This window comes from Phocaeicola acetigenes (genome assembly GCF_027529745.1).
GTDB classification, from domain to species: Bacteria; Bacteroidota; Bacteroidia; order Bacteroidales; family Bacteroidaceae; genus Phocaeicola; species Phocaeicola acetigenes.
Map to the genome: position 1 here is coordinate 125,518 of NZ_JAPZVM010000002.1, position 15,693 is coordinate 141,210.

The 15,693-nt window shown below is 38.9% G+C and carries 9 protein-coding genes; 2 read left to right on the plus strand and 7 right to left on the minus strand.

Annotated elements, in window-relative coordinates; genetic code table 11:
* Positions 1-4: 4 nt before the first annotated feature.
* The 7 genes from O6P32_RS03145 to gdhA form a co-directional block, all read right to left on the minus strand.
* Positions 5-1,180, minus strand: coding sequence for an ABC transporter permease (locus tag O6P32_RS03145; RefSeq protein WP_269876761.1), 1,176 nt, complete (start codon positions 1,178-1,180; stop codon positions 5-7).
* Positions 1,181-1,190: 10 nt separating this feature from the next.
* Positions 1,191-2,177, minus strand: coding sequence for an HlyD family secretion protein (locus O6P32_RS03150; protein WP_269876763.1), 987 nt, complete (start codon positions 2,175-2,177; stop codon positions 1,191-1,193).
* A 7-nt stretch (positions 2,178-2,184) separates the two neighbouring features.
* A complete protein-coding gene (locus O6P32_RS03155) occupies positions 2,185-3,624 on the minus strand; it encodes a TolC family protein (RefSeq protein ID WP_269876764.1) in 1,440 nt (479 codons plus the stop codon).
* A gap of 178 nt (positions 3,625-3,802) precedes the next feature.
* The gene (locus O6P32_RS03160; protein ID WP_269876765.1) at positions 3,803-5,167 is read right to left on the minus strand and encodes a S41 family peptidase; all 1,365 of its coding nucleotides are present in this window, start codon (positions 5,165-5,167) and stop codon (positions 3,803-3,805) included.
* A gap of 5 nt (positions 5,168-5,172) precedes the next feature.
* The gene (locus O6P32_RS03165; RefSeq protein WP_269876766.1) at positions 5,173-6,042 is read right to left on the minus strand and encodes a hypothetical protein; all 870 of its coding nucleotides are present in this window, start codon (positions 6,040-6,042) and stop codon (positions 5,173-5,175) included.
* Between the two features lie 75 nt (positions 6,043-6,117).
* Positions 6,118-7,842, minus strand: a complete 1,725-nt coding sequence (locus tag O6P32_RS03170) for a fimbrillin family protein (RefSeq protein ID WP_269876768.1) — start codon at positions 7,840-7,842, stop codon at positions 6,118-6,120.
* 137 nt (positions 7,843-7,979) lie between these two features.
* Complete coding sequence (gene gdhA / locus O6P32_RS03175) at positions 7,980-9,317, minus strand: NADP-specific glutamate dehydrogenase (RefSeq protein ID WP_269876769.1); 1,338 nt, start codon at positions 9,315-9,317, stop codon at positions 7,980-7,982.
* Between the two features lie 263 nt (positions 9,318-9,580).
* On the opposite strand from gdhA, the gene O6P32_RS03180 reads away from it, so the two are divergent.
* Together O6P32_RS03180 and O6P32_RS03185 are read left to right on the plus strand one after the other, a co-directional pair.
* The gene (locus O6P32_RS03180) at positions 9,581-12,535 is read left to right on the plus strand and encodes a PEP/pyruvate-binding domain-containing protein (protein ID WP_178266281.1); all 2,955 of its coding nucleotides are present in this window, start codon (positions 9,581-9,583) and stop codon (positions 12,533-12,535) included.
* Between the two features lie 648 nt (positions 12,536-13,183).
* Positions 13,184-15,679 carry a DUF4493 domain-containing protein gene (locus O6P32_RS03185; RefSeq protein ID WP_269876770.1) on the plus strand — a complete coding sequence of 832 codons (2,496 nt, stop codon included), beginning with the start codon at positions 13,184-13,186 and terminating at the stop codon, positions 15,677-15,679.
* Positions 15,680-15,693 lie beyond the last annotated feature (14 nt).

The window sequence follows — 15,693 nt, forward strand, 5'->3', positions numbered from 1 at the left end:
AATTTTAGGGGATATAGACATAATGCAACATGGCTGTGCGCAGCTTTTTCAGAACAAAGAAAGGCAAAAGCATAAACAACAGCAGAGCTACGATAGAATGCCATGCATATACCATGGGATATCCATTTAAAGCCAGGTCGACATAAATCAGAAAATAATGTCGCAGTGGAAACAGGTTGCTTAATGCCTGTAAAGTAGGATGCATTGCCATTACCGGAAATGAGAATCCGGAAATGGAGAAAGATAATACTCCCCATAGAGAGGATGCGCTGAGAGTAAGGCGCATACTTCCAAACAAGCCGAAAAAGAAGACTCCCACGGCTTGTGAGGCTAATACCATCAGCAATCCGGCAAGGAGCATGGGAAGAATACCGCTGTGGCAGGGATAGTGCAGGAAACCGTACAGATAGGCATTATAGAAACTGACCGAAATAAAAAATATAATCGTCTGTGGCAATAACTTTCCAACTACAGCAGTGACAATTGAATTATCGGCCATTTTCATTAGTTGATTGGCTGTGTTTTCTTTTATTTCCACTCCTAATGTATAAGTTGTGGTTAAGAAAATAAGTAGCATCAACACTCCCGGCAGTAAAGTGTTGCACAAATATACAGAATAATTAAGCCACGGATTATTTAGGGCATGAGTATCGATTATAATGGGCTGAAGAAAAGCAATTGCCTGATTTTCTGTAGCTCCGCGTGCCAATAAGGTTGCTTGTCCAATTGCAGCTCCCGCCAGTTCCGACATGGTTCGCTGGTCTTTATAGGCTAATGAACCGGCTATCAGATACGAATAGTTGATGTAAAAAGAAACCTTAGGTTGTCTGCTGGACAATGCTTCCTCTGTGGTTCCTTTAGGGATGTAGTAAAACGAGTAGATTTCTCCTCGCTGTACAGCCTTACGAGCTTCTTCGAAACTTGCATAATGCGCAACGATTTCTGTCTGTTGGAACGCATCAAGATTCCGTATGATGTTTCGGGTTGTAGCGGTGTTATCTAGATCGACTACTCCTGCCGGCAGATTGGTCGGCAGACCTTTTCCCATCAGTGTGGTGAAGAACAGATAACAAAATATCGGTGCTATCACCATGCAGAAGAGGTACATGGGCTTGCTTGCAATGCGGAAAACTTCACGCTTTGCAATCAAAAGTATACGTTTATGAATGGTTATAGCCATATAATTCTATTTATTTTTCTATAATAGCCGACATACCCGGACGCAGGTTTTCTACAGTTTGTACTGGTCTGGCTTTTACTTCAAAAGTCTTCAAATCGAATTGTCCGGTAGTTTTGGTTGCTTTCCAGGCAGCGTATGTACCTAAATCTTTCATATAGGTAACCTTGAATGTTGCTTCTTTTTCCAAAGCCGGGATGTAGGCTTTGATTTCTCCGCCTACGGTAAAGTCTTTCAGGAAATCTTCACGGACATTGAATGTAACCCACATGTCATTAAGCTGTGCTACATTCATGATGGGGGCACCTGTTCCAACCAATTCTCCTACTTTAGGGAATATTTCAGTTACTTCTCCATCGGCAGAGGCTATCAAAACGGTTTCTTCAATATAAGAGGAAACTTCTGCAACTGCTCCTTTGGCGCGCTCTACCTGAGCGGCAGCCATTGCTTTGTCTTCTCTTTGTGCACCGTTTTTGGCCATGGTATATTGTGCTTTGGCTGCCCGTTCTGTAGCTACCATTGCATCATATTGAGCCTTGGCTTCATCTCGTTTCTGTGCAGACATGACTCCACTTTCGAACAATCGGTTGACACGGTTGTATGATTTTTCTGCAATTTCAAGTCCGGCTTTTGCTTTTTGCCACATTTCGTAGGCTGCCTGTAACTGCTCGGCACGTGTACCTCGTTCTGCTTTTTCGTTTAATGCAATAGCTGCCTGTTCGGCTGCCTGTGCCTGTGTCAATTTAGCTAATACATCGGGCGCTTCAAGAATCGCCAAAGTATCTCCGGCACGTACATTATCTCCTTCGCTGACCAAAAATTTCAGAATACGTCCAGGTACTTTGCTTGAAACACGGTATTCTGTTGCCTCTGCTTGTCCTTGTATGATTTCTGTGCCTTTACCTAAAGTCAGAAATCCGATGATGCTAACAAGTATGATTACTGCTGCTAATGTAAAAAATGCCAGCATTATGTTGCTGCGTTGAGTTTTTTCAGCCATATTGTTTTTATTTTAATGTTCCCATTGATTTGTTTAAGTAAATCTCACTCATTTTTAAGTCTATCTGTGCATCAATTTTACCAGATTGTGCAGAAAGCCATGCTGTTTGTGCTTCCAATACATTGCTGGTTGGTATTACTCCTTCCTTGAAGCCTAAAGTTGCATATCGTAGATTTTCTTCTGCTTTTTCCATATTCTTTTCGGCCATAGCCAGTTTTTTAGCTGCTTCGTTAACCTTGTAAGAACTTTGGGTAACTTGTAATTCTACTTTTTCTTTCACGTCTTCAAGCTGATATCGGGCAATGTTGGCTTCAGCTTTGGCTGCTTTTACTTTATAAATTCCCTCTCCCCAATGGAATACTGGAATTTTAACTACGACTCCGATTCCCCACATACCTCTGAACTTGTTTTCAAATCCGTTGAGTAAAGAGGGATTGCTGACGAGATAGTTGGCTGTTAAGCCTACTGTGGGGAGAAATTCCGAACGTGCAACGTTTACTTTTTGTTGATAGATTTTGCTGGCTAACTCCAGACTTTTCAATTCTTCACGGTTGGCCAATGCTAAATCGATATTGCTTTCTGTATAGGTTGCAGGTAAGGCTAAATTTTCCATATTTTGGTCGGCCAGTTGCAAATCAGTGTCTAAGGGTAGACCGCATAACTGACAAAGTAACATTTTTGATAAACTTAATCCATTGTCTACCTGAGTAAGTGTCATTTCTGCTTCATTGACTTTTACTTTCACACTAAGACCGTCGGCTTTGGTGGCTACTCCCTCGGCTACCATTTTATCTACATCTTCATCCAGCTTTTGCACCAACTTAAGAAAACTTTCTGCCAGTTTTTTCTTGTTGGTGAGTGAAATCACTTGCCAATAGGCTTGGTCTGTATTCAGAATGACCTCTTGCATGCCTGTGGCATGTTGTGAGCGGGCAAGTTGTTCGGCATATTTGGTGATTTTATTATACGCTATGATTTTACCTCCCATAAAGAGTGGTTGGGTAAGGGTAGCTGTACCTGCATATAGATTTCTTGTATCTGTGCGAAGTGCATCAACCAGGCCTTGCCCCATACTGTTCAAACCTCCTTCCAATGGTTGAAGTGCCGGGAGTAATGTGGATAATATAGGATTATTGGCTGCCATTTCTTTTAAGGCAGCAGAAGTAGAGGTCCCAATGTGGCTGATAGATTGTTTTTGATCGTCACTCAGTAAGGAAATTTCCTTTTGTGTATGCATGTATGTGCCCATTACATCAATCTTGGGCAAATAATTGGTAAATGCCGCTTTACGTTGATAGTGTGCAGCATTTATTTTTTCTTGGCCGATCCGTAATTCTTTGTTGTTTGTAAGAGCTAGGGCTCGGCAACTGTCCAGATTAAGTATCCGTTGGGCATATGTACCTACGGTGAACAGAGATAGGAGTAGGAAGCTTGTAAATCTTTTCATTGCCAATTTAGCTTTAATGTTTAGTTGCTTATGCAATATTGCAAATATATCGCTATTCTAACAAATTACCAAGGCAAAAGGTTGAAAAGATTGTTGAAACAACCTTATTTAAATATTCCCTTTAAGACAGTTTTTCAAATATAGAATCTGTCTTAAAGGGAATATGTGTATTATCTGTTTAGGGGAGTTTGTTGTATTTTACTTTCGAAGCAATCGGATTGTAGATTACCCTGCTCTTTTTATTGGAAGTGGTTGGTTGTTCCGGCTGCGGTGGTTGTGGAAATGAGTGGTGATCCATGTGATACATTACAGAATAAAGCAAGGTATCTTGCGGTGTACCCAGTTCCCCCAATTTCTCTGCAGGATTCTCTGCCACTTGGTGTGCAGGAGTCAAGCCGCTGGTAAAATAGTCATATTCTCCTTTTGAGTTACTAAGATAAGCCGTTGTCAGCCAAAACTCCAGTTCGGGGTATTCGGGAGTAGTAAAGAGGCTTTGCGCTACATTTTTTCCGAATGTTGCTTCTCCTACCTGAATGAGTTTATCTCCTAAATAAGGTCGGAGACAATTGATGACCATTTCTGATGCAGATGCCGTATTTCCTGAAGTAATGATATATAGGTTTTCATAATTGTAACCTGTTATACCCTCTTGAAACGGAATCGTTTCTTCTTTATTGATTTTGTTATTGTATATCAGCTTTAGGCATGTTTGTCCACTTGCACTAGATGGTGCCAACATGCTACTGAGTAATACGGCTGTAGATACATATCCCCCTGGATTGTATCGAAGGTCTAAAATTACATCGTTGGGAGATGTACTCATACCCTCTGCAAATGCACTTTTTAGTTTATCTTCTTCTTCGGTTTCGAAACTGTTGTATAAGATATAAAATGCTTTTCGTCCTCCTTCTGTGGTTATGTTTTTAGTTAGGAAGACGCTTGGTTGGTCTACGATACGTGGGGCTGGCATTTGTACTTCGCAAGTATCATAAACTTGCTTATCGTTTTCTCCTGTTGCCGTATGGGGAGTAATCAGCATATATCGATAAGACTGGGTAGGGTACTGAAAGTATTGGCTGTAATTACTGTTGGTAATTTTCTGACTATCTACAGCAATAACACAGCTTCCTCGTTTTAAACCTGCTTCTTTAGCAGGAGACTGATCCTGTACATATAAGATACGGACTGCATTAGTCCCATCTTCCAAACGTATTATTGTACCTTCTAATCCAAAAGAAGGTGATGTCGTTTCTACTCTTGATCTTTGGTAAACAGAATCTATATGTGAGAAAATGACAGAACCTTTTTTATCTTTGTCAGATACGACGGAAGACAAAAACTCTTGAGGTTTTTTGAAAAAATCAATATTATCTTCTGCCGGCAGATCTTCATAAAATAAATAATTCTGCTGCATGGTTTCATAAATCCATGTTTTGGCAGCAATCAGCGCATAATACTCTCCTGAGCGATCTTCTCCGCACGAGCCTAAAAAAACGGATGGCAAAAGAAGACTGATTAAAAGATAAATAGGATATTTTTTCATGCTATTTAGCGCATTTGAAATGAATTCTGTCCAATCATATTTCCATCAGCAAAGATATATACATTGTATGTACCTGCTGGAAGGAATTCCTCTACATCCCAATATACAGTTACACTTTGTTCTTCTCCGGTATACTCAATGTATTTTTTTATAGAATATGAAATATTCCTGTCTTCGTAAGAGAATGTAGTATTCCCTTTAGTTAGGATGTCATTGTCCGGTTTTGCTATACGTAAATATAGAGTTTTGTTACCTGTTTCTGCTGTGATATTTTTTACAATAGTAAAGGTAATGGCGATTTTCTTTACGTCTTTTACTTTTTTAGCTTTTTTACCTCGTTTATTCATCGGGGTGACTACAATGTTGGTTGCATCGAGCTGAGCAGCTAAAGATACTTTTTCGTTCAGGTTTTTCTTTTCTGCAGCCAGATTACTGATTTGTACAGTTGCAGCACTGTATTTGGTCTTGACTTCTTGATTTTCCTTAGTTAAGGCTTCGTTTATTTTATTCAAAGAGTCTATCTGCATTACATAACTTCTTAATACGGCACGCACTGTCTTCAGTTCTTTTTTCAGACGCATAATTTCGGCAGCGTTGCTACTCTTTACTTGGCGCAATTCTTCCAGTAAGCGCTGAGTTTTCAACTTTTCACTTTCCAATTTTTCGCGCAAAGAATCGTTGCTGATTTGTATTTGAAGTTCATCGTATTGGGTTGCGAACGTATTATATTCATTTTCCATTTCCTCTTTTTCTATAGCAAAGAGTTCTGTCATTTCTTTATTCTTGCGGAATTCGTTGAATGCCAAGAATGAAATAATACCGATAACACCTATTAAAGCGGCTATTGCAATGATGAATTTTTTATTCTTTTCCATGAAAACACTATTTTGGGCAAAAATACAACTAATTTGTGAACATGGGAGAATGTATTGCTAAAAAAATATTATCTGTTATGGTCTGATATGGATAATTAAAGAGTTATCTCCTTGTTTCCAATGATAAAAGGAGAGGCTGGGATATTTTGATATACCTTCATTATCTATCCATTGGTTCAATAAATCGAGCAGAGATTGGCTGTTATCTGTAGTTATATAAGTTGTCGGATTATAAGAAAATATATTTTCATTTTCTATTTGTCCCGAACCTATTGCTTTTACAGTATTTGGGTGATAACTTTTTGAAATACGTCCTCCATTTCCTTTGTAAATTAAAGCACCATATGCTTTGGGGTAATTGTTGTTATGCGTAAAACAGTTTTCTATATATCCTCCGTCCCTTTGTTCATTACATATTCCTGCTCCATTTGCAGCTTCTTTATAAGAACATTGTTCTGTAAAACAATTCAATATTCCTTTCATATTTATGTTTGAGATTCCTCCGTAAGAACCGTCTTCGAAAGAAAATTCCGTTTGTTCTACAGAGCAGTTGATGATAAATCCTTTGTTGATTCCTGCGATGCCTCCTGATGTTGTAGATTTAGTTGTATTAAAGAGGCTATTAGTGACTCTGCAACCATCAATTAGGCCTCTGTTTTCCCCACATAAAAGTCCCGTCATGGAGCATTTGTTTTTTAACGATGAATACGAAATCTGTGATAAGTGCAAGTTTTTTACCACTCCGGTTTCATCGATGAAGCCAAATAATCCGGTGCGTAAACGATAAGTAAATGTACTTAATATGATGTTGCTTAAAGTGTGGTTCTGACCGTCGAATATATCTTTGAAGCCAAGTTCATGTCCACCTGTCTTAATCCATCCTATGTCAAGAAGCTCTGCGCATTGTGCCTCACTGAAAGTCAGATCGTTCTGTAAATAGTAAGTTGTCACTCCATTTTGGGTTGTGCCAAATTCTTCAAGACTGCGACCTTTGTATTCATTTCCGTTGATTAATTGCGTAAAAGCAATGAAATCTTCGGAGGTGTAGATACCAATATTGCCTTCTGTTGTCTTTATTAGGCAATTGTAGGAATATCCACTGCTAAAAGAGTGGCTGGGAAGTGTGGTTTGTATACGTCCTTTGAGGGTGACTAATGTGATATCAATAGATAGATTATCGTATGGCGGAATAATGAAAGAATAAATGCCATCTTCTTTTTGTTCAAAAAAGATGGTGTGTTTTATTTGATTATCGTAGGTAATTTCTGAGGTTTCTGGATTTATATGAGAAATACTCGCAGAGGGAGTAAATTCTATTTTTTCCAAAGTTTGATTAAGTTCTGGACTTACAGAAAATGAAATTTGTGAAAACAAGTGATTAAACGACAGTTGAATAGGTTGTCCATAGGGGATAGTTTGCTGTGCAATAAGAATATCCTGTAATTCTTCTTTTTCATTATAGATAGATTGATTATCGGATAACACGGGAGGATGATAAGCGAGAATATGGGCTGGGATTTCTTCTTCTTCCCATTTCTTGGGGAGTTCTCCTTGCCAGTTTGTACCTGAATAGGTTAATATACTACCATCTACATATAGTCCTCCAGAACTGAAAAATGAAATAGTGCTTAGTTCAGGAAGAGATTGTTCCGAGGAAACCGTACGTGATTTTTCAGAAAAGAAGGTGTTACATAACTTACCTTGTATAATGACTGGATATTCTTTGGAGTGATGAGGGCTTTCGGTAGTGCAACCAGCAAAAAGTATTGAAAAGAGGAGTGTTATAAATATTTTTTTCATTATGCGCTATTTTTTCTGTATATAACGCAATGGTTTGTCTTTATTATACCAGTGAAACAATAAAAAACGTTGCCCACCTGTCACAGGCAAGCAACGTTGCTTACAATACAAATACAACTAAACGAGATATTTTATTGTTACACAATTCCTTGAGCCATCATTGCATGGGCTACTTTCATGAAACCTGCAATGTTTGCTCCTTTTACATAATTTATGTAACCATCAGTTTCTGTTCCGTATTTCACACATTGTTCATGAATATTATGCATGATTTGATGTAGTTTTTCGTCTACTTCCTGTGCACTCCAACTTAAATGCATTGCATTCTGGCTCATTTCCAGTCCGGAAGTCGCTACACCTCCTGCATTTACAGCCTTGCCAGGAGCATACATAATTTTATGTTCAATGAAGGAGTCTATAGCTTCAGGAGTACAACCCATGTTGGATATTTCACCGACACAGAGAACCTGATTGTCTATCAGATGACGTGCATCTTCACCATTTAGTTCATTCTGAGTTGCACAAGGAAGCGCTATATCTACTTTTACTTCCCATGGGCGGCGTCCTTCTACAAATGTTGCGTTAGGATAACGTTCTGCATACGGGGCTACGATGTCGTTGCCTGAAGCACGTAATTCAAGCATATAGTCGATTTTTTCTCCACTGATACCATCCGGATCGTATATGTATCCATCCGGTCCGGAGATTGTCACCACTTTGGCACCCAGTTGAGTTGCTTTTGTTGCTGCTCCCCATGCTACGTTTCCAAAACCAGAGATTGCTACAGTTTTACCTTTTATATCGATATTTTTCTTGTCGAGCATATGTTTCACGAAGTACAGACCTCCGAATCCGGTAGCTTCCGGACGGATAAGTGAACCACCAAACTCCAACCCTTTTCCGGTAAATGTTCCGGTAAATTCATGAGTCAGTTTTTTATACATACCAAACATGTAGCCCACTTCACGTCCACCTACACCAATGTCTCCTGCTGGGACATCCATGTTCGGACCTACATGACGCCACAATTCCAGCATAAAGGCCTGACAGAAGCGCATCACTTCTGCATCGCTTTTACCACGAGGAGAGAAGTCGGAACCACCTTTTCCTCCTCCCATTGGTAATGTAGTAAGGGCGTTTTTGAAAGTTTGTTCAAATCCTAAAAATTTTAGGATAGAAAGGTTTACAGAAGCGTGAAAACGGATACCACCTTTGTATGGGCCAATCGCATTGTTGAATTGCACACGATAACCTAAATTGACTTGTACTTTTCCTTTGTCATCTACCCAAGGAACACGGAATGTGATGATACGGTCTGGTTCGACAAGGCGTTCAATTAGCGAAGCTTTTTCGAATTCCGGATGTTGGTTGTATACATCTTGAATGGAAAGCAAAACTTCTCTTACTGCTTGCAAGTACTCAGATTCACCTGGATGTTTAGCTTCCAAGGAAGCCATAATTTGATTGATATCCATAATTATATAGTTTAAGGTCTGACAAAAAGAAATCTTTTATATCTGCAAAGATATGCTTTTCTGTATATCTTCAAAATGTTTTTCACTCTTTTTCTCGTTTATAACAATAAAAAGTTATTAATGACATCTTGTTGTCATCTATGAAATCGAGCGGTGAGTGATTAAAAGTATTCGATAACGATGAAAGTCTGAGTCATAGGTTGTATGAATCGGGAGAATTATGTAGATTTGTTAGCAGAATAGAGTCTAAATCAGAGTGTACTATGCTTAGCAAATTAAAATTAAACCAGCTTTATTTTAAAGATACACAGTTTGTGAACTTAATGACAAAACGCATATTCAATGTTTTGTTGGTGGCAAACCCCTATGATGCATTTATGTTGGAGGATGATGGACGTATCGATGAAAAGATTTTTATAGAATACATGAATCTCAGTCTTCGATATCCTCCCCGTTTTACTCAAGTGTCGACAGAGGAAGATGCTTGGAAGCAGTTGGGAATAACGATGTTTGATTTGGTTATTTGTATGCCGGGCTCGGATAATAGTGATACATTTGATATTGCCAGACAGATAAAGGAGAAGTATCCTAAAATTCCACTTGTCGTTCTGACTCCATTTTCGCATGGCATTACCCAACGTATGGCAAGTGAAGATCTTAGTATTTTTGAATATGTATTTTGCTGGTTGGGAAATACCGATTTATTGGTATCCATTATCAAGCTGATTGAAGATAAGATGAATTTGGAACATGACATCAAGGAGGTAGGAGTCCAGATGATCATGTTAGTGGAGGACTCTATTCGTTTTTATTCATCCGTCCTTCCTAATCTTTATAAGTTCGTACTCCGCCAAAGTCAGGAATTTGCAACCGAAGCCTTGAACGAACATCAGCGTACACTTCGTATGCGTGGACGTCCTAAGATTGTGTTGGCCCGTTCTTACGAGGAAGCGATGGGGCTCTATAAAAAATACAGTAACAATACCTTGGGTATCATATCAGATGCCCGATTTCCGCATGAAGGAGTGGACGACCCGTTGGCTGGTGTCAAACTGTTGACAGAAATCCGTCGCTACGATCCTTTTGTACCTCTTATCCTACAGTCGGCAGAAGAAGAAAACAGAAGCTATGCCAATGAATTGGATGTGCAGTTTATCGATAAGAATTCGAAGAAAATGGATGTCGATTTGAGGGAAGCCGTGTCTGCAAGCTTCGGTTTTGGTGATTTTATTTTCTTAAATCCCCAAACCATGGAAGAAGTAGTACGGGTACATAATCTGAAAGAACTTCAGAATGTCATCTATTCTATTCCTGCTGACTCCTTATTATATCATATTACTCGTAATCATGTATCGCGCTGGTTGTATTCAAGAGCAATCTTTCCTGTAGCTGAATTTTTGAAACAGGTTACTTGGGAATCTTTACAAGATATTGATGCACATCGTAAAATCATCTTTGAAGCGATTGTGAAATACCGGAAGATGAAGAATCAGGGAGTTGTGGCTGTATTCCAGCGTGACCGTTTCGACCGTTATTCCAATTTTGCGCGTATTGGCGACGGCTCATTGGGAGGAAAAGGAAGAGGACTTGCCTTCATTGATAATATGGTGAAGCGTCATGCCGAATTCGAGGAATTTGAAAATGCAACGGTAGTTATTCCGAAAACGGTGGTACTGTGTACGGATATTTTCGATGAATTTATGGATATGAACAATCTGTACCAGCTGGCCTTAAGTGATGCAGACGATGAAACCATTCTTCGCGCTTTTCTCCGTGCAAAGCTGCCGGACAGATTGGTAGAGGACTTTTTTGCGTTCTTTGAGGTTGTAAAGGCGCCAATTGCCATCCGCTCGTCCAGCTTGTTGGAAGATTCGCATTACCAACCTTTTGCTGGCATTTATTCCACTTATATGATACCTTATCTGGAAGATAAGTATGAAATGCTTCGTATGTTAAGTGATGCCATTAAGGGGGTATATGCATCCGTCTATTATAAAGATAGTAAAGCTTATATGCAGGCTACACGGAATGTAATCGACCAGGAAAAAATGGCTGTAATCTTGCAGGAGGTAGTCGGAACACAGTATGGCAGCCGTTATTATCCTTCAATTTCAGGTGTGGCTCGTTCCATTAATTATTATCCGATAAACGATGAACAGGCAGAAGAAGGTACAGTGAGTCTGGCATTGGGATTAGGTAAATATATCGTAGATGGCGGTTTGACTCTTCGCGTATGTCCTTATCATCCGGACAAGGTGCTGCAGACAAGTGAAATGGAAATGGCATTACGTGAAACACAGACACGTTTTTATGCACTTGACCTGGAAAATACAGGTAATAATTTTTCGCTCGACGATGGATTTAATCTGTTAAAACTTCCGGTAAAAGAGGCAGAGAACGATGGCTCTCTCAATTATATAGCTTCTACTTACGACCCTTACGATATGGTAATACGCGATGGTATCTATCCGGGTGGCCGTAAACTGATTACTTTTGCCAATATACTGCAACATGATGTCTTCCCGTTGGCTCGTATTCTTCAGTTGGTACAGAAGTATGGACAGGGAGAGATGCGCCGTCCGGTAGAGATTGAATTTGCTGTTAATTTGGATGCTCGTACCAAATCAGGAACGTTCTATTTGTTACAAATTCGTCCGATGGTAGATATGAAGGCGAATTTAACAGAAGATCTGACATTGATACCCGAAGAGCGCTTATTGCTGAAGAGCGAGAATTCGTTAGGACATGGTGTGATGGATGATATTCACGATGTGATTTATGTGAAAACGGAGGGCTATTCTGCTTCGAACAACCAGTTGATAGCTTATGATATAGAGAAATTGAATCGTCGTTTCCTGGATGAAGAGAAACATTATGTACTGGTAGGGCCCGGACGTTGGGGAAGTAGCGATACCTGGTTGGGTATTCCGGTGAAATGGCCCAATATATCGGCAGCCCGTGTCATTGTAGAAGCAGGACTGACAAATTATCGTATAGATCCTAGTCAGGGAACTCACTTTTTCCAGAATCTTACTTCGTTTGGAGTTGGGTATTTTACCATTAATGCCTATATGAACGACGGATTGTATAATCAGGAACTTCTGAACAGTATGCCTGCCGTAGAAGAAACTAAGTTTATACGCTGGGTACATTTTGATAAGCCTTTGTCTGTCAAAATGGATGGAAAGAAAAAAATAGGTGTTGTTGAAATAGGATAGTGCTTGACAGAGAAACTGTATCAAGATAAGATTTATTATCATAAATATAAACGCATGATTCTGTTTGCTGATTGAAATCGACGACGTCGGCTGCACAATCGCCTACGTTGGCCGTATAGCTAACAACGATAACTGTGCAGCCGGCGTCGTCGATTAAAGTTTTTATCATTCATTGTTACCTTTTTATTCCTGCCACATTGTTGAACTGTCAAAAAAAAGACAATTCTAATTTCTGCTTCTCTCCGGATTTGGATAAAACTGCTGTTTATACATATATTTATGCTATTAAGGGCTTTCCTGATATGAGTAAAGTCCGGTTTCTTTATTTGCCATTTGGGTAAACAGAAAAATGCTTTTTATGCAGTCTGATAAAATAAATTCATATATGGTCTGTGTAAGTAAAACCAGATATATAATATATTATTATTGATGTTTGGGGGTATCTTTTTCTTTGCGAACTATTAAAATCTTAAAGAAAGAATATTTATTTGATTAATAATATTGTGAAATTTGCAGAATTATGTAATTGAGAAAGAATGAAAAATGAAAATTAGAACAAAAAAAGAAAAATTAGACCTTTCCTGCTTTTGTGAATGTCTGTTTCTTTGCAAATGGAATATTCTATAGTTTGTATAGGGAAAAAATAAAATGAAAAAAGCTTATTGTGGATTGATGTCCTTACTATTACTTGGATTATTTTCTTGTGCGAAAGAGGAGACGGCAAGTTCTGTAAAAGGGCGTATTAGTGTAAGTATGAGTGCTGACCAAAGTCTACTGGGAGAGCAGTCAAGAGGCAGTGTAAGTGGTGAAACCCCGGATGTAAATGATTTTAGTTTGAGCATTGTTTCCGAAGATGAAGACTTTTCTTCGTCATGGGATCGTTTTGCCGACTTTGAACCAGTAATAGTTGATGTAGGAACTTATACGGTAACAGCATCGTATGGGAATGCTGATACTGAAGGATTTGATGCATTGAGCTATTTGGGTAGTACCACTGTAGATGTGAAAAAAAATGAAGTAACCGATGCTTCTATTCTTTGTTCTATCAACAAAGCTAAAGTATCAATTACATATACAGAAGATTTTCAGACGTATTTTTCTTCTTATAGCGCATATATTAATACTTCTAAGGGAAATAAGGTAAGCTATTTGTCTGATGAAATTCGAGGGGCTTATTTTGTTCCAGGTGATTTGAGTGTGTATTTGGAAGTAACTCGTCAGGGAAATTCTCAAAAGATTACATTGAATCCTAAGAACTTTACAGCCGAAGTAAAGCATGAGTATCGGTTGACGATGGATGTAGATGCTTCTACAGCTTCACTAAAAATTATCTTTAATGATAATCCATTGTCTGAAGAAAATGTAGATATAAATATATCGGATGAGGCTTTAAGTGCGGCTCCTCCTGTTTTTACACCTTATGGCTTCTCTTCGGGAACAGCTATAGAAGTGAGTGAGTATGGAAGTGTTTCAGAAAAACTGGAAGCTTATCTAAATGCACCGGCAGGTTTAGCTAGATGTGAATTAATTACTCAGTCGGAAGCCTTGAAGACACAAGGTTGGCCTGAAAGTGTAGATTTAATGAATCTGACAGCTGAACAATCGCAGAAGTTGGCAGAATTGGGACTCGCAACAAGAGGGTTGGGAGCAAATCATGATAAGATAGCGACAATTGATTTTCAGAATGTAATTCCTCATTTGTACTGCGTAAGTGGACAAGATGAAGAACATGTATTTACTTTGAAAGCAACAGATCTGTATTCAAAGGTTTCAGAAGACTTGGTTTTGAAGGTATTGACTCATCTTATTGTCTTCGATGTTCAATTGCCGGCATCGGTTCCTTATGGAAGTTCTGTCATAACTTTCCCTTTGACATTGGAAGGAGATGTAGCGAAAGTACAGTTCTATTACGATGAAAATGGAATATATAAGCCTTTCGATTCTGCTTATGTTTCTGTACAGCCGGATGGTGATAATCAGTATACGGTGACTTTGATATATCCAAATTCGCTGACTGATACAGAGAATGGAGTGAAGTTTAAGGCTGCATATGGTGCGAAAGCTATAGAACGTATAATTTCTGTAGAAGCTCCTACACTTCAGGTTTCATTGAAAAACGGTAAGGCAGATGTGTGGGCTACTAAAGTGGATATGCAAGTTACCGATTTGACTCAGTCTCTGGAAATATCGGCACAGACCGTTGAATTTCAGTATAAAAAGGACGGTGTGTGGACAAAATGGGATAATGTCTCATTGAATGGAATGAATCAATTTACTCTTAAGGGATTGTCAGCAGGAGCTACTTATACTATTCGTGCTGCACATACCCAAGGTTTATATTCCAATGAATTAGAGATTACTACAGAACAGGCAACACAGTTGCCTAACGCCGGAATGGAAGAGTGGTTCTCTAATAAAATTGCAGAAGATGGTACAGATTTATCTGGAAACAGTAAAGTATATTGGAATAAGTGGTATCCATGGAATGAAAGTATTAATACTTCAAAAGGTTGGAGTACTGTGAACCAGACAACCACACAATATGGTGCTACTCCTTCTACCTTTTTGGGATTCCCTACCTTCCCTTATGTGGGATGTTGCTATACTACCAACTCCGGTACGTTGAGAACAGATAATCATTACGAAGGAAGCTATGCTGCATTGATTCGTACCGTTGGATGGGGACATGATAATCAGGCTGATGGTAGAGATAGTCAGAATGTAACTCCGGGAGAATTGTATTTGGGTAGTTATGATGTGTCTACCCATACTCCAATATATGGATATGATTTTACATCGAGACCTACAGGACTTGCTTTCTATTATCAGTATGTTCCTAAGAATGAAGCAGACTATTGGGAAGTGCAGATAGAGGTGAAAGATGCAGAAGGACAAAACATTGCTTCTCAAAGAATAACTCGGAGTGGAAATGTATCGGAATATACTAAAGAAGTCGTACCGTTGACTTATGGTATAGTGAAGAAAGCTGCATCTATTTCTGTTATTTTCCGCTCTTCGGCTAATCCGGATTGTTTGGTTTCGAATGAAACTAACTTATCTTATCCTAAATTTGGTAATTTAAGTGATGGGGAATATGTAGGTAGCCAACTTTATATTGATAACATAGAACTGATTTACGAATAAATAAAAAATAGAAA